Annotated in this window: 22 protein-coding genes and 2 riboswitches; of the genes, 5 read left to right on the top strand and 17 right to left on the bottom strand. The window is 42.1% G+C overall.

The window, feature by feature from the left end:
• From NQ095_RS12200 to NQ095_RS12180, 5 genes are all read right to left on the bottom strand, one after another.
• Positions 1–933, bottom strand: coding sequence for an AAA family ATPase (locus NQ095_RS12200; protein ID WP_258263749.1), 933 nt, complete (start codon positions 931–933; stop codon positions 1–3).
• Between the two features lie 138 nt (positions 934–1,071).
• Entirely contained in the window at positions 1,072–1,809 is a 738-nt protein-coding gene (locus NQ095_RS12195) for an SDR family NAD(P)-dependent oxidoreductase (RefSeq protein WP_258263748.1), read from the bottom strand.
• A 139-nt stretch (positions 1,810–1,948) separates the two neighbouring features.
• A complete protein-coding gene (locus tag NQ095_RS12190) occupies positions 1,949–2,128 on the bottom strand; it encodes a Spo0E family sporulation regulatory protein-aspartic acid phosphatase (RefSeq protein ID WP_258263747.1) in 180 nt (59 codons plus the stop codon).
• 98 nt (positions 2,129–2,226) lie between these two features.
• The gene (locus tag NQ095_RS12185; protein WP_258263746.1) at positions 2,227–2,817 is read right to left on the bottom strand and encodes a cell wall hydrolase; all 591 of its coding nucleotides are present in this window, start codon (positions 2,815–2,817) and stop codon (positions 2,227–2,229) included.
• A 190-nt stretch (positions 2,818–3,007) separates the two neighbouring features.
• A complete protein-coding gene (locus tag NQ095_RS12180; RefSeq protein ID WP_258263745.1) occupies positions 3,008–3,202 on the bottom strand; it encodes a hypothetical protein in 195 nt (64 codons plus the stop codon).
• 166 nt (positions 3,203–3,368) lie between these two features.
• Here NQ095_RS12180 and NQ095_RS12175 point away from each other — a divergent pair, with 166 nt between their 5' ends.
• A complete protein-coding gene (locus NQ095_RS12175) occupies positions 3,369–3,548 on the top strand; it encodes a YkvS family protein (RefSeq protein WP_044337597.1) in 180 nt (59 codons plus the stop codon).
• A 132-nt stretch (positions 3,549–3,680) separates the two neighbouring features.
• Positions 3,681–5,063 carry a DUF2254 domain-containing protein gene (locus NQ095_RS12170; protein ID WP_258263744.1) on the top strand — a complete coding sequence of 461 codons (1,383 nt, stop codon included), beginning with the start codon at positions 3,681–3,683 and terminating at the stop codon, positions 5,061–5,063.
• Between the two features lie 42 nt (positions 5,064–5,105).
• Here NQ095_RS12170 and NQ095_RS12165 read toward each other — a convergent pair whose 3' ends face one another.
• The 10 genes from NQ095_RS12165 to NQ095_RS12120 form a co-directional block, all read right to left on the bottom strand.
• Positions 5,106–5,222 carry a DUF6254 family protein gene (locus NQ095_RS12165; RefSeq protein ID WP_258263743.1) on the bottom strand — a complete coding sequence of 39 codons (117 nt, stop codon included), beginning with the start codon at positions 5,220–5,222 and terminating at the stop codon, positions 5,106–5,108.
• A gap of 73 nt (positions 5,223–5,295) precedes the next feature.
• Entirely contained in the window at positions 5,296–6,327 is a 1,032-nt protein-coding gene (locus tag NQ095_RS12160; RefSeq protein ID WP_258263742.1) for a YkvI family membrane protein, read from the bottom strand.
• Between the two features lie 722 nt (positions 6,328–7,049).
• Positions 7,050–8,744 carry a M3 family oligoendopeptidase gene (locus NQ095_RS12155; protein ID WP_258263741.1) on the bottom strand — a complete coding sequence of 565 codons (1,695 nt, stop codon included), beginning with the start codon at positions 8,742–8,744 and terminating at the stop codon, positions 7,050–7,052.
• A gap of 429 nt (positions 8,745–9,173) precedes the next feature.
• The gene (locus tag NQ095_RS12150) at positions 9,174–9,632 is read right to left on the bottom strand and encodes a MarR family winged helix-turn-helix transcriptional regulator (protein WP_375162837.1); all 459 of its coding nucleotides are present in this window, start codon (positions 9,630–9,632) and stop codon (positions 9,174–9,176) included.
• Between the two features lie 233 nt (positions 9,633–9,865).
• The gene (locus NQ095_RS12145; protein ID WP_258263739.1) at positions 9,866–10,111 is read right to left on the bottom strand and encodes an aspartyl-phosphate phosphatase Spo0E family protein; all 246 of its coding nucleotides are present in this window, start codon (positions 10,109–10,111) and stop codon (positions 9,866–9,868) included.
• 215 nt (positions 10,112–10,326) lie between these two features.
• A complete protein-coding gene (locus NQ095_RS12140) occupies positions 10,327–10,839 on the bottom strand; it encodes a 1,2-dihydroxy-3-keto-5-methylthiopentene dioxygenase (RefSeq protein WP_258263738.1) in 513 nt (170 codons plus the stop codon).
• Positions 10,836–11,483, bottom strand: a complete 648-nt coding sequence (locus NQ095_RS12135) for a methylthioribulose 1-phosphate dehydratase (protein ID WP_258263737.1) — start codon at positions 11,481–11,483, stop codon at positions 10,836–10,838. The genes NQ095_RS12140 and NQ095_RS12135 overlap by 4 nt, the downstream gene beginning before the upstream one ends.
• The gene (locus NQ095_RS12130) at positions 11,480–12,139 is read right to left on the bottom strand and encodes a 2-hydroxy-3-keto-5-methylthiopentenyl-1-phosphate phosphatase (RefSeq protein ID WP_258263736.1); all 660 of its coding nucleotides are present in this window, start codon (positions 12,137–12,139) and stop codon (positions 11,480–11,482) included. Before NQ095_RS12130 ends, NQ095_RS12135 begins: the two co-directional genes overlap by 4 nt.
• Positions 12,136–13,350 carry a 2,3-diketo-5-methylthiopentyl-1-phosphate enolase gene (locus tag NQ095_RS12125; protein ID WP_258263735.1) on the bottom strand — a complete coding sequence of 405 codons (1,215 nt, stop codon included), beginning with the start codon at positions 13,348–13,350 and terminating at the stop codon, positions 12,136–12,138. The genes NQ095_RS12130 and NQ095_RS12125 overlap by 4 nt, the downstream gene beginning before the upstream one ends.
• Before the next feature lie 106 nt (positions 13,351–13,456).
• Positions 13,457–13,559: riboswitch (SAM riboswitch) on the bottom strand.
• A 48-nt stretch (positions 13,560–13,607) separates the two neighbouring features.
• The gene (locus NQ095_RS12120; RefSeq protein WP_258263734.1) at positions 13,608–14,792 is read right to left on the bottom strand and encodes a pyridoxal phosphate-dependent aminotransferase; all 1,185 of its coding nucleotides are present in this window, start codon (positions 14,790–14,792) and stop codon (positions 13,608–13,610) included.
• 120 nt (positions 14,793–14,912) lie between these two features.
• Between NQ095_RS12120 and NQ095_RS12115 the strand changes: the two genes are divergently transcribed.
• The 3 genes from NQ095_RS12115 to mtnA all read left to right on the top strand — a co-directional run bounded on the left by NQ095_RS12115 (position 14,913) and on the right by mtnA (position 18,311).
• Positions 14,913–15,695 (top strand): carbon-nitrogen family hydrolase, encoded by a 783-nt coding sequence (locus NQ095_RS12115; RefSeq protein ID WP_258263733.1) that lies wholly within the window; start codon positions 14,913–14,915, stop codon positions 15,693–15,695.
• 92 nt (positions 15,696–15,787) lie between these two features.
• Positions 15,788–15,941, top strand: a riboswitch (SAM riboswitch).
• A 117-nt stretch (positions 15,942–16,058) separates the two neighbouring features.
• Entirely contained in the window at positions 16,059–17,243 is a 1,185-nt protein-coding gene (gene mtnK, locus NQ095_RS12110; RefSeq protein ID WP_258263732.1) for an S-methyl-5-thioribose kinase, read from the top strand.
• Between the two features lie 15 nt (positions 17,244–17,258).
• Positions 17,259–18,311 carry an S-methyl-5-thioribose-1-phosphate isomerase gene (gene mtnA / locus NQ095_RS12105; RefSeq protein ID WP_258263731.1) on the top strand — a complete coding sequence of 351 codons (1,053 nt, stop codon included), beginning with the start codon at positions 17,259–17,261 and terminating at the stop codon, positions 18,309–18,311.
• Between the two features lie 36 nt (positions 18,312–18,347).
• Here the strand turns inward: mtnA and NQ095_RS12100 are convergent, their stop codons facing one another.
• Both NQ095_RS12100 and NQ095_RS12095 read right to left on the bottom strand, forming a co-directional pair.
• The gene (locus NQ095_RS12100; protein WP_258263825.1) at positions 18,348–18,941 is read right to left on the bottom strand and encodes a DUF2087 domain-containing protein; all 594 of its coding nucleotides are present in this window, start codon (positions 18,939–18,941) and stop codon (positions 18,348–18,350) included.
• Between the two features lie 159 nt (positions 18,942–19,100).
• On the bottom strand, positions 19,101–19,556 hold the full coding sequence (locus NQ095_RS12095; RefSeq protein ID WP_258263730.1) for a methylated-DNA--[protein]-cysteine S-methyltransferase: 456 nt from the start codon (positions 19,554–19,556) through the stop codon (positions 19,101–19,103).
• Position 19,557 lies beyond the last annotated feature (1 nt).

The raw sequence follows: 19,557 nt of genomic DNA, 5'->3' as shown, positions 1-19,557 counted from the left end.
CTACCTCATTTCAACCGGAAGATTAACCATCTGAACTATTTGCTTCATTACCTCTTCATTCGTCTTCGTCAAAGAAGCTTCAGCTGTTAATTGCACCCTGTGCTGCAACACATAAGCTGCTACTTCCGTCACATCTTGAGGACGAATAAAATCCCGGCCTTCAATAAAAGCCTTCCCCTGAGATGCTTTTAACAAGGCCAAACTTGCTCTTGGACTTGCACCTGTTTCAATCCACTCGTGCTCTCGCGTTCCCCTTGTCATCTGTAATATGTACTTTTCTATATCTGGATCAACATGTACATGTTTCACTTGATTTGTCATTTCCTGTATTTCGGCTAATGAAACAACTTTTTCAACCTCATTTAAAGGCTGATTCGATTTAAATCGATTTAATATCATTCTCTCTTCTTCAAAATCAGGATATGTAAACGGAATCTTCAATAGAAACCGGTCAAGCTGTGCTGCAGGAAGTGGAAATGTTCCCTGCTGGGATTCAATCGGATTCTGAGTGGCCACCACAATGAACGGCGGCTCTAATGGAACGGTTTCACCATCTATGGTGATTTGTTTTTCTTCCATTACTTCCAGTAAACTTGCCTGCGTCCTCGGAGTGGCTCTGTTAATCTCATCTGCGAGGAGGACATTCGTGACGACGGGTCCTGTCCTTAATTCGAATTCCTGTGTTTTCGGATTAAAAAACTGTATACCTGTCACATCACTCGGTAACACATCAGGTGTGAATTGGATCCTTTTAAACGCACCATCGATACAATGACTGAATGTTTTGGCGAGCAAAGTCTTTCCTGTACCCGGTACACTTTCCAATAGAACGTGTCCTTCTTGAAGAAGAGCAATTAATAACAGGTCGATTTCTTTGTCCTTCCCCACTAACACTTTATTCATCTCTCTCTTGATTGAATCCAATCGATTCATTCTTTTTCCCCCTCATTCACTATATTGATTAAATTTTCTAAATATATCATTTTTTATTCTACCATAATTCTTTGTTAAATTATCCCTTTTATTAAAAAAACCAACCACTTCACCTGAATGGTTGGTTTTTAAATACCATTAATGTTCATAAATCATCTTCCTTGTCATCCCCCCATCTATTACGATGTTTTCGCCTGTGATGAAATCATTATCGGGGTGGGCAAGGAATAAACATGCCCTCGCAATATCTTCCGGCTTCCCTACCCTGCCGGAAGGGTGCTGACGATGGTCGATGTCTCTCAGGGAGTCATAGTCTTCCGTCTGAATCCATCCTGGACTGACGGAATTGACCCGGATTCCCATTCCGCTTAAGGTAATGGCAAGTGAATGAGTGAGGCTTACAATGCCTCCTTTTGTCGCTGAATAGGCTTCAGTATCCGGTTCGGACATAGATGCCCTTGTGGATGCCATATTTATTACGCACCCATTGCGATCCTTCATTAAAGTGGCCGCTTCCCGGGTGCAAAAAAATACGCTGCTTAAGTTTGATGAGAGAATGCTGTTCCAATCCTCAGGTTCCATCTCCCAGAAGGACATGAATCTGGAGACACCTGCATTATTAATCAAAACGTCCAGCACCCCATGATCTTCTTTTATTTTATTGAAGACGGCCCTCACCTCCTCGGGGACACCCACATCTGCTTCATGGAAGCGTGTGGTATATCCCTCTGCATTAAGCCTATGAGAATGTTCTCTCCCCTTTTCTCTGTCCTTATCCACGAATTCAACCATGGCGCCCTCTCTGGCAAAATGTTCTACCAGTGTTTTCCCTATACCACTGGCTCCTCCTGTGATACATACAATTTTACCCTTCATTCTCTTCATCTCCCATCAAAAGTTTATATAGAAGGATACCCTTAGCCCTGAAGGTTCAATCTATTTTAATAAAAAAGGGTTAACCCGTTGGAATTCTCTTATTAAAATAAGAGAGATTTCCAAAGGTTAACCCTTTAAATTATTGAATCATTTTAGTATGAGTTGTTTTTTTAGTATCATTTCGCTGATGAATATTGATCAAGGTATCCAGCTCTTTACTCAGTTGGATGGTCGTAGGACTGTTCAGCCCTAAACGACGGCCTGACTCTATCATCTTCCACCTTACCAACTCAATTCGAGCAACAATTGTCCCATTCATCAACATCACCTCTTTTTACTTTACTCTATTTTACTATTAATCCCACATAGAGGAAAGAAAAAGATACGCGAACGCTCATTTATTGTTCCCGATTATTCTTACTTTGCGAAACGGTGTTTTCCGATTGTAAGCAAGGTTTCCGTGCTGGTGATCCAGTCACTTGTAGATGTCACTGGATTATAGAAAAAGAGTGATCCCTTTCCCTGCCCCCTGAATGCCAGGGCTTCCTGGACAGCGTCCCTTGCTTCCTGTGAAGGCGCTTGGTTGATTTGTCCATTTTGTACAGGTGAGAAAGCATAGTGCCCATTTGAAACCTGATAAATTACATTTTTGATAGTGTCAGGGAATTCAGTAGAATCCACTCTGTTTAATACGACGGTTGCAACTGCGACTTTACCTGCATATGGCTCACCCTTCGCTTCTGCATGTACAAGTTGTGCAAGCAGCTCCCGATCTTCGGTTGTCACATTATTGTCAGGGATTTCGATTGTTTGTCCAGGTTGGATTTCATTGGATTTGATATTATTTGCTTCTTTTAATTGAATGACGGATACAGATTTCTCTTTACCGATCTCCCAAAGGGACTCACCCTTTTCTACAGTGTGCATGCTCCCTGCAGCAAATGTTTGAGTAGAGAATGTAACAAAAGAAAGTGCTGCAATTCCCAAAATAAAGCTTTTCTTAATCATATTTCTACCTCCTAAATAGTGCTCCCCCATAAGATAACAATGTATGGGAAGAATTTCAGCAGGTAATGGTTACCACCAATCGTCCATCCTTCTATACTATCTGAAGAAATCCGTTCATATAATGATGATATACAGCAAGACTCCAACACGCACAGGCAAAAAAAGCAGAGGATGATCTCCTCCACTTCGTTTAACTTCGCGGTGTATCCAGATATTGAAAAAGGATATTCCCACCTTGTTTAGCGATCCCGCGGAATTGTTTAAAATCACCCTGTTTTACCAGCACAGATCGGAAAGCAAGAAAATCTTCCTTCAATACCGTTATTTCCTCTACTTCTCTTGTACGCAATGATTGCAACTGTTCAAGAATTTCTGTTTCACTCATATACAATACCTCCATCTTCACTGTTTCTATTGTAGTTTCAAATGACTGATGAGCTCAAGAGATAAATTTAATATGGAATTTTTAGAAAACTCTTTACCTTTTTGTGACTTTGGGTCAAAATATTAGTAATTGTTTGTAGAATTTTGCCAAAAAGGAGCGGCTTTTGATGAAAAAAGCAGAGATTGGGAATGTGATTGAATTTAGAGAAGGATTAAAAGGAATCGTTGAGAAAGTGAATGAAAATTCAGTGATCGTCGATTTAACTTATATGAAGAATTATCGCGATCTTGAATTAGAAGAAAAGACGGTGGTAAATCACAAAAACTATAAAATTGTAGAGGCATAATACTAAGAATATATAGTCTTAAGGTGGAGGACTTCCTCCTCCTTTTTTGATGTAAGCCAACATACTAATGTTTATGGTGACGACTTTGAGGCTATTCTTATAGCATACTGTCTAGTAAGGTGGAACCCTGTTATGAACCTGAATATACATATATTGAATAAAGCGCAAAAAAGCTTTTGGTTTGTGCCATTTTTATTCTCACTGATCTCTTTACTTCTTTCCCTTGTCACCTTTTATTTTGATTGGTGGTTAAGTCAGCATAACTATCCCATATTTCCAAAGGTCTTATTCTCTAATTTCAACTTATCCATGACAATCATCAGTACGATTGCATCATCCATCATGACGATGACGACCATTACCTTTTCAACCATCATGGTTGTTCTCACAACGTTTCTATCCCAGTATTCACCGAGGACTTTACAGAATTTCATCAATGATCGCCCGACTCAGCGGGTGCTTGCCATCTTTGTGTCCGGTGTGGTCTATTGCATAACCCTGCTGGTCCTCCTACACGATGAATCGGGTCAGGAATTATATATTTCCTCGGCATTTGCAGGCGTAGTGGCAGTTATTTGTTTATTTGTCTTCGTTTATTTCGTGCATCATGTCTCCAATTGGGTGAAGGTGAGTAATTTAATCCATAACATCACCATTAAAACGAATAATAAAATTGATAATAGCTACCTATATAGAAGGAACGCCATTCAAGAAAATCCATCCATATTCAATGAGTCCTTCTTTAAGGAAACTGAGCCCATCAATGTGTTCAGTGAAACATCCGGTTATCTACAACAGATTGATATTGAGGGGATGATCAAGAAAGCCGGGAAGGATAAGAGTATCGTGCGGATGGTAAAGACACCTGGCGAATACTTACTTGAGGGGACTCCTGTGATGACGATTTGGACCGTGAATGAAGAGATTGATGCCGAAGATTACCTCGGCTACCTTGTACTGGGTCCTGATAAAGAGCCGATGGAAGACATTGAACTCGGGATCCGGAAGCTGGTAGAAATAGCCTTAAGGGCCATTTCACCTGCCATCAACGACCCTAATACAGCCAAGAACTGCATTGAAGAAATCGGGATCATCCTTTCAAAACTTGCAAAACATAAGCTTCCAAACTCATATTTGACAGATGATGAGAACCAGTTACGTATCATTTTAGAACAGCCAACCTTTGTCGATTATTTATATAAAAGTTTTTATCAATTAAGGCATTACGGTAAACAAGATGTATCCATCATTGCAGAAATCCTGCGTTCCCTGAGAATGATTGGTGAAAATAACAACGGTGAAACAAAGCGGCTGGTCTGGACATTCAAGAATTATATTCTCGAAGGCATAGACTATGACTGCCTGCAGGACCTTGATATGCAGTACATTATGAGATATCTTGACGAATTGGCAGCAGCTTGCGGTAAAGAAGAGTGGGACAAAGATGAAGTGCGAAATAAATACTTTCCCGAGCAATACAAAACCGATGACTCATATCATCACGATAAAGAATGATAAGCTTAAAAATACGGATGCCCTTTAGCATCCGTTTTCCTTTTATTTATCTTTCTTTCCTTCCTTTAGCTCCTTGAACGAAGAAACTTTACCGTGAGGATGCTGCTCCTCTTTTCTTACATTCCACTGTCTTTCTTTTTCGTGTTTGGACTGTGTCATGTTTGTCACTCCTTTTGATTATTTACTCTCTATTAACATGGGCAGCAGACTCATTTTTTACTCTTTTTAAACATTATTTATTCGGCTTCATCCAGAGAAGGATAATGAATACCAAACTCATATAGCCAAATAGAGGGTACAAATACGATAGGAGTTCACTGTATTCAAAGAAGCTCAAAGAATAAATCATCATGAAGATACCGGTAAAAGTCAATAGGGATGAACCTTTCCAATAATTTACCAGTTGTTTTTCGAGCCCGAATACCCCCCCGATGACAGAAGTGAAAATCTCGCCATAAATAATGAGGATATAAATAAGATAGACGCCCGATACGAATGACTTCATCACCACTGCCATGGGAATCTGATACTGGGTTACGTTTGGAATCATGACGAGTGTGATATGACTGGAGATCAAAATGAGTGTAAGAAAAAATCCGCCCAGATACCCCCCATATTTAATGATTTCACGATCTTCCACTTCTCCTGCAACTGGAACGAGAACAGCCTGTGCCATGGCTAGATTGAAGGCAACATATGAAAATGGTGCCACCACCGATTTCCATCCGTCTTCCGCGTGAGGGATCATGAGGAATGCATCCAAAAAATCCGCATGACGAACAGAATAAACCATCAGGATTAAATTGAAGACAATCATAAGTGGAACGACAAACGTATTCACAGCAAATAAGCCTTTAATACCTACCATCATCGTGAAAAACCCCAATGCGATCGTCAACAAAATGCCTAACTGTTTGGATAATAGGAGCTGCTCCTGAAAAACGGCCCCTGCCCCTGAAAGCATGACGGCTGAAACTCCGATCAGCATGATCATCATGACGATATTCATGATCTTTGAAAACCATTTGCCAAACAAATATTCATTGAATTCCTCGAAAGACTTCGCTTTAATATCATGGGATTTGAGCATGATCTTGGTTCCCATCGTAATAAATAAGTATCCACTAAGTAATATGGCAATAAACCCGACAAAACCAAATCGGGTGAAAAACTCGACAATTTCCCTTCCCGTGGCAAAGCCGGCTCCTATGACAGTACCTACATATACTGCTGCTATTTGAAACGATCCAGCCATCTTTTTCATCCCATCACCCCTGACACCTTCTACTTCACCTTATGTACAAGCATGGGAAATCAGAAGCAAAAGAACAGAATTCTTTTATTAAATAGGTGTCTTCGTAAACATGGTTGATTTGAAAGAGAATGTAGTGGTTGATTTCCGCTTCAGGTGCTCGCTTTCCGCGGGGCTGGCGGTGACACTCCTCGGGCTATGCCCTGCGGGGTCTCACCTGTCCAGCTACGGCGGCAAGCCCCTCGAGGTCATAAGCTAAATGGTCCAAGAAGGCAAAAAACCCCTTCTCGGACCATTCATCTTATGCTTATCGGGGCTGGGCGAGCGCCTCCGCTTTTCGTACTGTCCAGCGTTTCCCGCAGGAGTCGAGCACCTTCCGCTTCAATCAACTGTCCAAGCATAAGTAAAAAAAAAACCGAACGACCATTCGAATTTCTTTAATGAAATCGAATTCGTTCGGAATATTATTGTTTTTATAAAAGCATATAATAGGTATTTTGCAGATTCTAGCTGTTGATTGGAGTGCAAGACGTAGACTCCTACGGGAAAAGCGGAATAGGCGAGACCCCCGCAGGAGCAAAAGCTGTGAGGAGGCTAGCCGAACGCCCGAGGAAAGCGAAGTCTTGCACGGAAATCAACAGCGGTGTATCAAGAGTTCCTATTCAGACCACTTATTTAGATTATGCGTCTTTAAAATAAATGGAATTAACTATACTCCAGCCACATGTTTTTTATTATAGGGTTGTGTCATCGATTCCATTTAACCATTGCCTGATTGGTTCGATTACTTTTTCGACGGTTCCCTCCTGGAATGGGGAGTCTAAATGTGCCGCTTCCACGAGTGCTGTGAATGAACGGCTTCCACCCAGTTTACAAAGGGAAACATAATCATCCCATGCCCCTTCACGATCCTCATTCATTTTCTTCCAAAATTGAAAAGCACAGATTTGAGCTAACGTATAATCAATATAGTAGAATGGTGAATTGTAAATATGGGATTGGCGCTGCCAGAACCCTCCATTTTCTAAATACGAAACCCCATCGTAGTCTTTGTGTGGAAGATACTCTTTCTCGATCTTTCTCCATGCTGCGTTCCGTTCAGCAGGTGTTGCTTCGGGATTCTCATACACAAAATGCTGAAATTCGTCGACCGCTACACCGTACGGGAGAAATTGCAGTGCCTCACTCAAATGAGAGAATTGATACTTATCCGTATCTTCCTTAAAGAAATAATTCATCCATGGCCATGTGAAGAATTCCATGCTCATGGAATGGATCTCACACGCTTCGTATGTTGGCCAAATGTATTCCGGAATATCGAAACCACGGCTTGAATATACTTGGAATGCGTGGCCCGCTTCGTGTGTCAATACATCAATATCGCCAGAGGTACCATTGAAATTCGAGAAGATATAGGGTGCTTCATACCCTGCAATATATGTGCAATACCCACCTCCTGCTTTCCCCTTTTTCGCTTCTAAATCCATGAGATTGCGTTCAATCATGAAGTCAAAGAATTCCTTTGTCTCAGGTGATAACTCTTCATACATTTTCTTACCATTGTCAATGATCCACTGAGGGTCTCCTTTAGGGGATGCGTTGCCGGACGTGAATTTAAATCCTTCATCATAAAATTTCATGGACTCGATTCCGATCCGCTTCCCTTGTCTTTCTTTCAGCTCTGTAGAAAGAGGAACGATATGCTCCTTCACCTGATCACGGAATGCCTTTACCATATCAGGTGTATAATCCGTTCTCGTCATGCGGTAATACCCCAGCTCAACAAAGTTCTTATATCCCAACGTTGTCGCTATCGTATGACGTACTTTGACTAACTCATCGAATAAACGATCTAATTCTTCGTGATTTTCTTCAAAGAAAGATACTGTGGCAAAGGCTGCTTCTTTCCTTGTCCCCCGATTTACAGATTGTGTAAAGGGACCCATTTGGGCCAAAGTTCTCTCTTCGCCTTCAAAAGGGATCTTTGCAGAAGCCATAAGTTTCGTATATTGGGAAGAAAGCTTATTTTCTTTTTGAAGCAGAGTGATAATTTCAGGGGAGAACGTTTTGATTTCACTCTCTGCCAGAGAAAATAACTGCTTACCCCACTTATCTTCTAGTTCCTTACGATAGGGGGAATTCACAAGTTCCCGATAATATTCTGTCACCATGCCGGAAACCTCAGGCATCATATCATCGATATACTCCTGCTCTTCTTTGTAAAACCTATCATTTGTATCGATGGAATGCCTGATATAGCAAATATTTTGCATAGTGTCGATGGTAAGTCGGATGTCATTGATTTCCTTGATCGCTTCCACCTGTTCTGAAACATCTGAAGCTGCTTTAAATTTCTGGAGCACCTTTTCGAATGCAGGCTTAATCTCTTCCAGATTTGGTCTTTCATATGTATAATCTTCAAACTTCATACTTTATGCCTCCTCTTAAATTCATCCCGATTATAGTTATTCGACTTCATAGACGAAATCTCCTGTTGATATAAGGATCGATTTCATTAATATCTCCTAAAAATTAAAAGAGAGTGGGACAAAGTGTTGAGTTAAAAGAAATTCCGAACGTTCATTCCAAATTCTTTTTTTTAAAATAGAAATCGTTCGGATTTATCTTTAGGCTGTTTACTTATATACTGTTGCTTTTGATGTAGTGAGTAGTGGTTGATTTCCGCTTCAGGTGCTCACTTTCCGCCGGAGGAAAGCGAAGTCTTGCACGGAAATCAACAGCGGTGTAACAAGGGATCCCAACTAATTCCTTGATTGTTCGAAAGAAAGAAATTCAGATATGTCCTACCCTCAAAAATAAAAGCCCCGTCTATAATAGACAGGGCAGGTTGACAGGGCCTAATAGGACAGATCTTTGATGGATAGTCCAAGCTTTTTTAACATTTGAATGGTTTCTTCTTTTTCGTCGGGAGACAGTGCAGACATTAACTCGTGTATTCGGTTCTCATGGTTCGGGAAAATATCATCGATCAACCCTCTGCCATTGTCAGTAATCTGGGCGTATGTCACCCGACGATCCGTTGGACAGGCAACACGTTTAAGATACCCCTTTTGTTCAAGCTTATCGACTACGTAAGTGATGCTGCCTGAAGCTAACAGGATCTTTCCTCCAATTTGTTGCAAAGGCTGGTCTCCCTTATGATACAGAAGCTCAAGTACGGCAAATTCAGTCGGGTTCAACCCATTTTCCTGAATGTTCTTATTTATCTCTTCATTTAAAGCTTTAAAAGCTCTGGATAGGACTATGAAAAGTTTCAACGATTGTTTAGTATTTTGTTTCTCGGTCATGGCATTCATTCCTTTAAAGAATATATCTCAGTTTCAAAATATTATACAAATATATCTGGTCATTGTCAACTGTCTGCGTCTTTCTGCCGGAGTAAAAAAGCAAAGGACGGCCCGCGTTTGGCGAACCGTCCTTTGCTTTTGAGAAACGACAAATTAGTTTTGTAAATAGGATGTGAATGTGGAATTGAACGGAGACTCTTTTCTTCATATGTCTGAATGATGAGGGAATTCATGGTGATTGGTCAAGAAGCAGTGCGTTTTAATAAACTCTTAATGTATTGCCCTAATTCACTTGATGATTCATGCAACGTCTCTGATCCAGCATTATTTGTGCACTTTTCATAGTCGTTCAACAGCTGATCCAATTGCTGGCTGCATTTGATTGTCTCCTCAGCACATAATCCTAAGTTTACTCCCATTGATACCATTTCCGAGCGCTTGTGGTTGATTTTCAATAATAGCCACTTCTGTTTTAATAAACGACCCATTTCTTCTAAACTCCTTTTTTAGCTCCTAGTCTCTTTTAAGTAAAATCATTACTTGAGCATTATCGCAAGTATTATCAGAAAAGTAAATAGATTCGCAAAACAAGACAAAATAACTATTATTATTGCTGAATTAGACATTTTTCGCCAAAAATGAATCATGCAAAAAAATAAAGGACAGACAAAAGAAGCGACTCTTTGTCTATCCTGATAGATGATCAATAGATTGGTACCCAGCCTTCCTGGGTGACGAAAATGCGGACTGCGACTACTTTTTTATCATCGCTTAAGGTGAAATAGTGGCGGATGTTTTCAGGAACGGAAATTAGGTCCCCCGGATTCAGGTGTACCTCAAAGAAATCCCCATCCTTTCCTTGAATGACAAACACGCCATGTCCATTTACGATAAAGCGTACTTCATCATCTGTATGATGGTGTTCCTGTTGGAAATTCTTTAATAACTCTTCAAGATTTGGTGTGCTGTCGGAAAGGGAGATCACATCCCGTGCCTGATACCCCCTGCGTGCTGAAATATCTTCTATCTCTTCTTCAAAGGTTGAGAGAATTGCCTCTTTATCATCATCGGTTAAAGCGTATCGGTCCCTTAGTGATTCGTCCAGTTTTTCAATATTCCAATGTTCATAGATTACCCCTTGTTCATTTAAATACTTTACTACATCTTCCTGATGATCAATGATCTGATTTTTCCCTTGAATGTTAATTGTTGTCATAATTTCACTCCTCCCTTAGGAATGGATTTTGTAGTTGTTAAAGATAATAGAGTAAGTTGGTATTGGAACAGAAACTCACAAGCTTCCAATAATTTCTTAGCTTCAAATGCTGTACGGCCCCAAACGGTAATTCCATGATTACGAATGAGCACTGCCCCTTTTTCTCCTTGAATGTATGGGTGGAAGGAATCCGCTAAGGTTGGGATATGCGCATGGTTATGAATGATGGGAATGAACAGGGAATCATGTTCACCCCATTTATCCCATGCTTTAATCAGTTCCTGGTTTCTGAATGTGATGACACCCTCATCTCCATACAGTTCACTGATCACATTATTGGCAACAGTATGGACATGTAAGCTGCATCCTGCTGAACTCCCATTGAATATGTGACAATGGAGCAGGGTTTCGGCAGAGGGACGCAGTTGTGTTTCCTCCATGGCCTCACCATGTGCATTCACAAGGAGAAAATCCTCTTTCGTGTGCTTTCGCTTATCCTTTCCACTTGCCGTAACCAGGAAAGATACAGGCGTTGATCCCACACGTATCGCCAGGTTCCCACTGGTCCCCATAAACCAGTCCCTGTCTGCTAATTCTCTTTTGATATCAGCGAGCTCTTCCCATTCTGATTGATACGACTTCATATTGTCACTCCTTTTCCAATCACTTTTATGCAATCGTGAAATGTTTCAAAAGGATGATACGGGATTCCCTTTTCTTCACAAGTACGTGCCAAATAGTCCCTTGCGAGTACTGTATCACCAAGCTTCGCCATCTCGATATCTGTGACAGAGTCCCCTATTACAATCACCTCATGATCTTCTAAGGATAATGCCCTCAGGATGGAAGGCTTACAACATCCACATCCTTTATTTTCACACTGCTCGTCACAAGGATATGGCCAATGAATGGTTATGGTAGAATCGTTGAAGCGCGCCTCGTTACAATAAACCGCCTTAAAAGGTTCAAATTCTTTCAGTAACGGATGAACAAAGAAGTCCATTCCCCCACTAACGATATACAAAGGAATCTCATTGACTTTGGTATAGTCTACGAATTCCTTAAACCCTTCACGTATAACCGCTGTTTCCACCAGATACTGAATCATATCGTCTTTCTGTGAAGAAGGAATGAGTGAAAACAGCTTGCTTACACCTTCTTTGATCGAGATTGATTGGTCTAAAATATCTTCTTTTATAGGCTCCCATTCTGGTGGAGCAAATGCTTTCATCAATGAAATGATATTATCTGTTTCTGTGATCGTCCCATCAAAATCACAGAATATCACCGGAAGACTCATTTCACCTTTACCTCCCCTCCCCATAGGGACAGGGCTTTTTCGAGTTCTTCATGGGTTTTGGCTGCCTCATTGAGTGACGTGCCGTCTAAAACAGCATCGATTGCTTGAACGAATGCCCTTCCTCCTCCACTTGCACCGTACGGGTGTCCGTGAATGCCTCCTCCGGCATTAATGACACAATCTGTACCGAAATCTTTCACCAAAAGGGGGACAAGAGCCGGGTGAATACCCGCCGATGGAACTGGCAATGTTTTTTTAAAATGAGCGTCACCCTTCGTTAATTCACGGTTTATGGATAGAACCTTGCTCTTCTCTAGTGCGACACTTCCGTACGGAGATGGAAATAGTGAAAAATCTGCCCCGGCCATTCGCAACAATTTCCCCAACCATAAAGAGTAACTCACACCATATGCAGGAGATGCAGCAGCAGCCCCGGCAAATGCAGGATGAGCCATGATCGGCAGTGAAATCTCAGGGTCCTCTCTCAATTCCTGCAAAACATCGAGACCGTAGGAAAATACATTGAATAAAAGAGCATCCGCTCCAAGCTCCCTGGCTTTCCTTGCTTTGTCCCGTAATTGTGAGGTTTTCCCTGTCAGATTTACGGCATACAATGTTCTCTTACCTGTTTCCTCAAATACGTCTTGAAGCACTTTTTTTCCTAGTCTCACTCTTTCAAAAAAAGGGGTCAGGGAATTATCAAATAATATTTCATCGTCTTTTACTACATTGACTCCGCCGAGGGCCTGAGCTCTTAACTGATATTCAAGGAAAGAGAGATCCCTGCCGATCACCCCTTTAAAAATGCTCATTAACAGCGGTCTTCCATGAACCCCTGTTAATTCTCTGACGCCTTCTATCCCAAAACGTGGACCGGGATATGACTTTTTCAAATCTTCCGAGAACTCAAGATCCAATAATTTCACTTCACCATCGAGGGAAAGCTTACCGAATACCGTGGTAAGGATAGCCGGAATATCATTGGAATAATTATGACTGGGATACCCAATCTTCACCTCACCCCAGAAGCCTTCGTTCTCCCTCTCTTCCACTGAAACGACTCTTCCCTTGTACTTTCTCAATTGTTCCTGCTCCAGAAGCGGCAAGTCCGTCCATGACCCGACCGTGAGTCCCAAAGCAATCCCTTCTGCCTTTTTCGCGAATGAACCACTCTTTCCCTTTAGTTGATACGTTGCAATCACTTCACCCATTCGTATTACCTCCCTATGTAAAAGCCCTTCTCTGCATCTTGATTTCATCTGACCGGCAAACAAAAAAACCTCTTCCAGATAAGAAGAGGTTTACGTTCATCACTCTTTCTTATCTGTCAGCTTTATAGCTGCAAGAATTAGCACCGTGCTTAAATAAGTCGGTTGCCGGGCTTCATCGGGCTGGTCCCTCCGCCTGCTCTTGATAAGAATTACATTCAATTAATTCAGTTGGATTATTGCACCAATTTCAACAGTTGTCAATCCCTTTTGTGAAACAATTCTAAACTTTCTATACGGGAAATCGCTTCTTTTATCCGGTCATTTGTGGTTAAAAGACCAACCCGTACGTACCCTTCTCCGCATTCACCAAAGCCTACCCCCGGTGCAACGGCAACGTGTATTTTTTCAAGTAAATAGGTTGAGAACTCAACAGATGTGAACCCTTCCGGCACCTTAAGCCATGCAAAGAAGGAACCTTGCGGAGCTTTTACATCCCATCCTATTCCCTGGAGACCCGAGATGAGGAGTTGTCTTCGTTCTTCATATGTTGCAACCAGTTCCGTTACGCAATCCTGCGAACTAAGTAAAGCCGTAGTCGCTGCTTCTTGAATCGCTCCGAACAGGCTTACGTATAGGTGATCCTGGAGGAGGCTGATCGCTTCAATGACACTCTTATTCCCAACGGCAAAACCTACCCTCCAGCCTGCCATATTATAGGTCTTCGATAATGTATATATCTCAATCCCGACATCCTTTGCACCATCCGTCTCAAGAAAACTCACAGGCTTCTGTCCATCGAAACCGATCGCCCCATAAGCAAAGTCATGCACCACACAAATATCATGGTTTGACGCAAGTTCCACCGTGTCCTCAAAAAAGGATTTTGTGGCGGTTGCACCGGTTGGATTATTGGGGTAGTTGAGGAACATTAATTTCGCCCTTTCCAATTCTTCACGGGAATGCACCCCATAGTCCGGGAGAAACCCATTTTCCTCTCTCAACGGCATCTTGATCATATTGGCTTCTGCCATTGCAACCCCAGATACATAATCCGGATAGCCGGGATCAGGGACTAACACTCCATCCCCGGGGTTCAATAAACATTGAGGGATCTCCACTAACCCGGCTTTTCCTCCGAATAGTACCGCTACTTCGGTTTCGGGGTCTAACTCCACACCGTATTCGCGGAAATAGAAGGCTGCAATTGCCTCTTTAAAGCTCGGTAAGCCACGAAATGGTGGATATTTATGATTCGAAGGAGATTGAGCTGCGTCAGTTAATTTTTCCACAATATGGGGAGGGGTCGGCTGATCTGGATTTCCTTGCCCCAAATTAATGACATCATGCCCCTCATTCACAACCGCATTCACCGTTCCTGCGAGGGAAGCAAAAAATTGTTGTGGTAGTAGATCTAATCGTTTAGCTCTTTCAAAGTTTTTCATACATTCACCCACTCATTTTTTGAAAATTAATTACTTTCAAATTCTAGTCACAAATGATATAACGGAACATACAGAATGTAAAGGAATAATTGCCAAAAAGTACATAACGAGGTGAAGGTAATGAGTCAAAAAGTTGGTCTCGCCCAGATGGATATTGTGTTTGGAAAACCTGAAGAAAACAAGGTGATAGTGGAAAAGTGGGTCAAAAAAGCAAAGGAAGACGGGTGCGGTATCGTCGTACTTCCCGAACTGTGGACGACAGGTTATGATCTTACAAGGATAAATGAAATCGCAGATGAAGAAGCAGAGGATTCTTCATCCTTTCTGACTTCCCTTTCAAAAAAGTATTCCATTCACATCATAGGCGGTTCTGTTGCCAATAAATCAAAAGATGGGGTAAGAAATACACTATTGGTGGCGGATGCTAATGGCATCTTGGTGAAGCGGTATTCAAAGCTTCACTTATTCAAACTAATGAATGAACACCATTATTTACTTCCTGGTCAGGAAGACGGGGCGTTCTCACTTGATGATACCAGGATGGCAGGACTCATTTGTTACGATATACGTTTTCCTGAATGGTTCAGGAAACATGTCATGATGGGAGCAAAAATTGTGTTTGTGGTGGCTGAATGGCCGGCGGCAAGAATTGATCACTGGCAGACTCTCTTAAGGGCACGAGCTATTGAAAATCAATGTTTTGTCATTGCATGCAACCGTGTGGGGAGCGACCCTGCCAATGAATTCGGCGGCTCCTCCCTTATCATCGATCCATGGGGGGAAATCCTTGCAAAAGGAACTCAGAAAGAACAGCTGGTCTCTGCTGAAATCAATTTACAGGAAGTAGAAAAAGTCCGCAAACAAATTCCGGTCTTTCAAGATCGGAGACCGGAATTTTACTAGAACACTAAAAAAACCGTTGACATGGTAAATACTTCAATGGTACCATTCAAATCAAATGAACATTCAGAATCTTAATTTAATAGCGTACGCAACTCTTATCAAGAGCTGGCTGAGGGATTTGGCCCTATGAAGCCCAGCAACCGACCATAATACCGTAGAAACGGGGCGCAGTTTGCGCCGGATGATCAATCCAGTAAGGCACGGTGCTAATTCCAACAGAAAGTTAATCTTTCTGGGAGATAAGAGGCGAAGAAGATGACTCTTCAAGCCTCTTTCGAACATGGAAAGAGGCTTTTCTTATGCCACGGAAAAGCCTCCCTAACACCCCTTCTTCATAAGGGTGCACTAAAAGGAGGAACGAAAATGGCAATCACTAAACTCGAAACGTATCAACCACTGACGGATAAGTCGGCCATCGCTATGGCCGTGAATTTAGAAATTTTTGAAGTCGGCTCACTTTTAACTTGTGAAGAAATCGGGGATGGAAACTTGAATCTGGTTTTTCATGTAGTTGAAAGGGAGACAAGGAAAGGAATCATCATCAAACAAGCCCTCCCCTACGCAAAGGTTGTAGGTGAAAGCTGGCCATTGACGATTGAACGGGCAAGGATTGAAGCGGGTGCCTTAACCCTTCAGCGATCATTAGTAGGAGACCTCGTCCCGGAAGTGTATCATTCCGATCCATCCCTCGCCGTCACAGTGATGGAAGATTTAAGCAATCTCACAATCGCACGTACCGGCCTGATCAATGGAAATGACTACCCCCGGTTATCGGATGACATTGGTACATTTCTTGCCAATACACTGTATTTCACATCTGATTATGCCCTTCATCCATTTAAGAAAAAGGAATATGTTAAGGAATTTTCAAATCCTGAGCTGTGCAAAATCACAGAGGACCTGGTATTCACGGATCCTTTTTTCAACAGTGAAACGAATGAGTTTGAAGAGGAATTATCCGGGGATGTGCAACAATTATGGGATGATTTCACTGTAAAACTCGAGGTGGCAAAACTTAAAAAGAGTTTCCTTACCGAAGGGGAAGCCCTGCTTCATGGAGACCTGCATACAGGCAGTATCTTTGTGGATGACCAACACACAAAAGTCATTGACCCGGAATTTGCTTTTTATGGGCCGATCGGTTTCGATATCGGTCAGTTTATTGCAAACCTTATTTTCCAAGTGATCGCGAGTCCTGCTGAAAAGGGACCAATCCTCCATCATATCGAAAATACATGGAACGTCTTCTCTGCTACGTTCTCCAGACACTGGAAGGAAAGTGGCGACGCCTATACGAAAGTGAATGGGTACCTTGAGTATGTATTGGAGAAGAGCTTTCAGGACAGCATCGGTTTTGCAGGATGCGAGTGCATAAGAAGGACGATCGGTCTTGCACATGTGGAGGACCTCGAGAGCATCGAAGATAAAGAACAAAGAATAACGGCCAAACGGGCATGCCTGAACCTTGGAAAAAACCTGATTGTAAATCGGAAACACATTTTTTCCATCGAAGAGCTTCTGACTTTAGTACGGTCACATTCTGGATAATTAAAGGAGATACTCATGACACATACACCGACCATTCCAACTTCACTCGAGTGGCATGAAGATCATTTATTGATTCTTAATCAACAAAAGCTGCCGAACACTGTGGAATATCTAACACTAACGAACATTACAGACTATTACGAAGCAATCGTTTCGCTTAAAGTGAGAGGCGCCCCGGCAATCGGGATCACTGCTGCCTATGGATTGGCTCATGCTGCGTGCCATTATGAAACAGACAATCTGACAGAATTCAATGACCTTTTCAGGAGGGATAAAGAATATCTCACTGACTCAAGACCGACGGCAGTCAATCTGGTCTGGGCACTGAATCGGTTGGAAGGGGTTCTTGCCCTTGCACAATCCGTTAATGAAGCCAAGACCAACCTGCTTCATTCTGCCATCCAGATCCATGCTGAGGATGAGGAAGTATGCAGGATGATCGGTGAATACGCATTGGATATATTGGATGACAAGAGGAAGATCATGACCATCTGTAATGCGGGATCCATCGCAACGAGTAAATATGGAACGGCACTTGCTCCCTTTCACTTAGGGAGGGAGAGGGGAATTGGGTTTCAAGTATATGCCTGTGAAACACGCCCTGTCCTTCAAGGCGCACGCCTCACTGCATGGGAGCTTCAGCAATCAGGTGTCGATGTGACCCTCATTACTGACAGCATGGCGGCTCATACTATAAAGGAGATGGGCGTGGAGGCGGTGATCGTCGGGGCGGACCGCATATCTGCAAATGGGGATACCGCGAACAAAATCGGTACGTCCATGCTTGCAATCCTATGTCACCATTACAATATTCCATTCTACGTCGCTGCCCCTTCTTCGACATTCGATCTCACCTCAAGAACCGGTGATGATATCCCTATTGAAGAAAGAGCCCCGGACGAAATCACGACGATGGCTGGCTCAGTGATCGCACCTGAAAACGTCCCGGTTTATAATCCTGCTTTTGATGTGACTTCGCATGAATTGATCACCGGTATCATCACAGAAAACGGCGTGCTGTATCCAAATTTTGAAGAAAGCATTCAACGGACCACAAACCTACCATAACGATGAAAGAGAAGGAATTCACCCTTCTCTTTCCTTTTAATCTGCTAGTTTAGTCGATGCCCACATTTCCTTCGGATTCACCTCATAAATGCCGTTTTCCCGATACATGAACTGATGGATGATGAACTCTCTCCTTAGGGTGGCAAAGTCTTCATGGAATTGTTGAATGTACTCATTCACTTCTTTTTCCTTATACTTTTCACCCACCTTCAGACCTTCGACGAGATGTTCAAGTATAAATAATTTTTTCTTTTGTTGGGCGGGAATACTTTTGATCCGTCCATTTTTCTCGAGAAAATTATTCTTCACCTTCTGTTTTTCTTTCACTAACTTCTCTGACATCGTCCTCTCCCCTTTCTCTTCTTGAGCAAACCTGTGAAGAACATCCCCGTGATGACTTAATACTTTTTTATTTAAATGGTAGTAAACCGTGTTCTTCTCTCTTCGTGAATAAACAAGATTGCATTCTTTCAGTTTTGTTAAATGGTGGGAGATCGTTGGCGCAGTGAGTCCCAGCTTTCCGGCAATGGCCCCCACGTGCAAACTCTCTTCTGCCAATAAATAAACAATCTTGATGCGGGCCGGATCCCCCATTGTTTTATGAAACGCTATCTGCTTACTTAATTGCATCATTATCCCTCCTATCTAATTCGACATCCATCTAATTAGATGATAATCTAAAAAGCACAAATTATCAATGGATATTTTCAGAATTTTCCCCCTCGTGATATTTTCGTATCACAAGAACCAAAAAACAGGCACTCCCCTAATGGAAAATGCCTGTCCCTATTATCTTTCCGATGATAGTAACGTTTCTTTTTTGTCTATTTGCTTCCCTGCATAACCGGTGAGTGTCTTATTTTTCCCAATGACACGGTGGCAAGGGATAATGATGGGAAAACGGTTGGCTTTATTCGCCTGTCCAACAGCCCGAACCGCTTTCGGTCTTTGGATGGCCTGTGCTACATCCTGGTACGACCAGGTTTCGCCGTAAGGTATTTCCTGAAGGATATTCCATACTTCCTTTTGAAACTCGGTCCCTTCGATTTTCAAAGGAAGATCAAAAGCTCTTCTATCTCCCTTAAAAAACTCCAGGATCTGATCCTTTGCACTAATCAAAACGGGATGATCTGTATGGATGCATTCTTCTTCCTCTACAAACTGCACAGAAAGCAATTGAGTCGGATCGGCCTTAAGTTTCAAATTCCCAATGGGACTGTCGAATACAATCGTATGAATGGTCATA

The organism is Rossellomorea sp. SC111, from assembly GCF_024733565.1.
Taxonomy (GTDB): Bacteria; Bacillota; Bacilli; order Bacillales; family Bacillaceae_B; genus Rossellomorea.
The sequence above is the reverse complement of the archived record's forward strand: the minus strand, read 5'-3'. Positions and strand labels throughout refer to the sequence as shown.

Bases quoted from the DNA above. Each gene is read 5' to 3' on its own strand.
- NQ095_RS12120 (WP_258263734.1), bottom strand. From the start codon at position 14,792: ATGAAAAACTTTGAAAGAGCTAAACGATTAGATCTACTACCACAACAA.
- NQ095_RS12125 (WP_258263735.1), bottom strand. From the start codon at position 13,350: ATGGGTGAAGTGATTGCAACGTATCAACTAAAGGGAAAGAGTGGTTCA.
- NQ095_RS12195 (WP_258263748.1), bottom strand. From the start codon at position 1,809: ATGAAGGGTAAAATTGTATGTATCACAGGAGGAGCCAGTGGTATAGGG.
- NQ095_RS12135 (WP_258263737.1), bottom strand. From the start codon at position 11,483: ATGAAGTCGTATCAATCAGAATGGGAAGAGCTCGCTGATATCAAAAGA.
- NQ095_RS12100 (WP_258263825.1), bottom strand. From the start codon at position 18,941: ATGCAATTAAGTAAGCAGATAGCGTTTCATAAAACAATGGGGGATCCG.
- NQ095_RS12160 (WP_258263742.1), bottom strand. From the start codon at position 6,327: ATGAAAAAGATGGCTGGATCGTTTCAAATAGCAGCAGTATATGTAGGT.
- NQ095_RS12140 (WP_258263738.1), bottom strand. From the start codon at position 10,839: ATGACAACAATTAACATTCAAGGGAAAAATCAGATCATTGATCATCAG.
- NQ095_RS12175 (WP_044337597.1), top strand. From the start codon at position 3,369: ATGAAAAAAGCAGAGATTGGGAATGTGATTGAATTTAGAGAAGGATTA.
- NQ095_RS12155 (WP_258263741.1), bottom strand. From the start codon at position 8,744: ATGAAGTTTGAAGATTATACATATGAAAGACCAAATCTGGAAGAGATT.
- NQ095_RS12145 (WP_258263739.1), bottom strand. From the start codon at position 10,111: ATGGGTCGTTTATTAAAACAGAAGTGGCTATTATTGAAAATCAACCAC.
- NQ095_RS12115 (WP_258263733.1), top strand. From the start codon at position 14,913: ATGAGTCAAAAAGTTGGTCTCGCCCAGATGGATATTGTGTTTGGAAAA.
- NQ095_RS12190 (WP_258263747.1), bottom strand. From the start codon at position 2,128: ATGAATGGGACAATTGTTGCTCGAATTGAGTTGGTAAGGTGGAAGATG.
- NQ095_RS12180 (WP_258263745.1), bottom strand. From the start codon at position 3,202: ATGAGTGAAACAGAAATTCTTGAACAGTTGCAATCATTGCGTACAAGA.
- mtnA (WP_258263731.1), top strand. From the start codon at position 17,259: ATGACACATACACCGACCATTCCAACTTCACTCGAGTGGCATGAAGAT.
- NQ095_RS12165 (WP_258263743.1), bottom strand. From the start codon at position 5,222: ATGACACAGTCCAAACACGAAAAAGAAAGACAGTGGAATGTAAGAAAA.
- NQ095_RS12170 (WP_258263744.1), top strand. From the start codon at position 3,681: ATGAACCTGAATATACATATATTGAATAAAGCGCAAAAAAGCTTTTGG.
- NQ095_RS12095 (WP_258263730.1), bottom strand. From the start codon at position 19,556: ATGACCATTCATACGATTGTATTCGACAGTCCCATTGGGAATTTGAAA.
- NQ095_RS12200 (WP_258263749.1), bottom strand. From the start codon at position 933: ATGAATCGATTGGATTCAATCAAGAGAGAGATGAATAAAGTGTTAGTG.
- NQ095_RS12130 (WP_258263736.1), bottom strand. From the start codon at position 12,139: ATGAGTCTTCCGGTGATATTCTGTGATTTTGATGGGACGATCACAGAA.
- mtnK (WP_258263732.1), top strand. From the start codon at position 16,059: ATGGCAATCACTAAACTCGAAACGTATCAACCACTGACGGATAAGTCG.
- NQ095_RS12185 (WP_258263746.1), bottom strand. From the start codon at position 2,817: ATGATTAAGAAAAGCTTTATTTTGGGAATTGCAGCACTTTCTTTTGTT.
- NQ095_RS12150 (WP_375162837.1), bottom strand. From the start codon at position 9,632: ATGAATGCCATGACCGAGAAACAAAATACTAAACAATCGTTGAAACTT.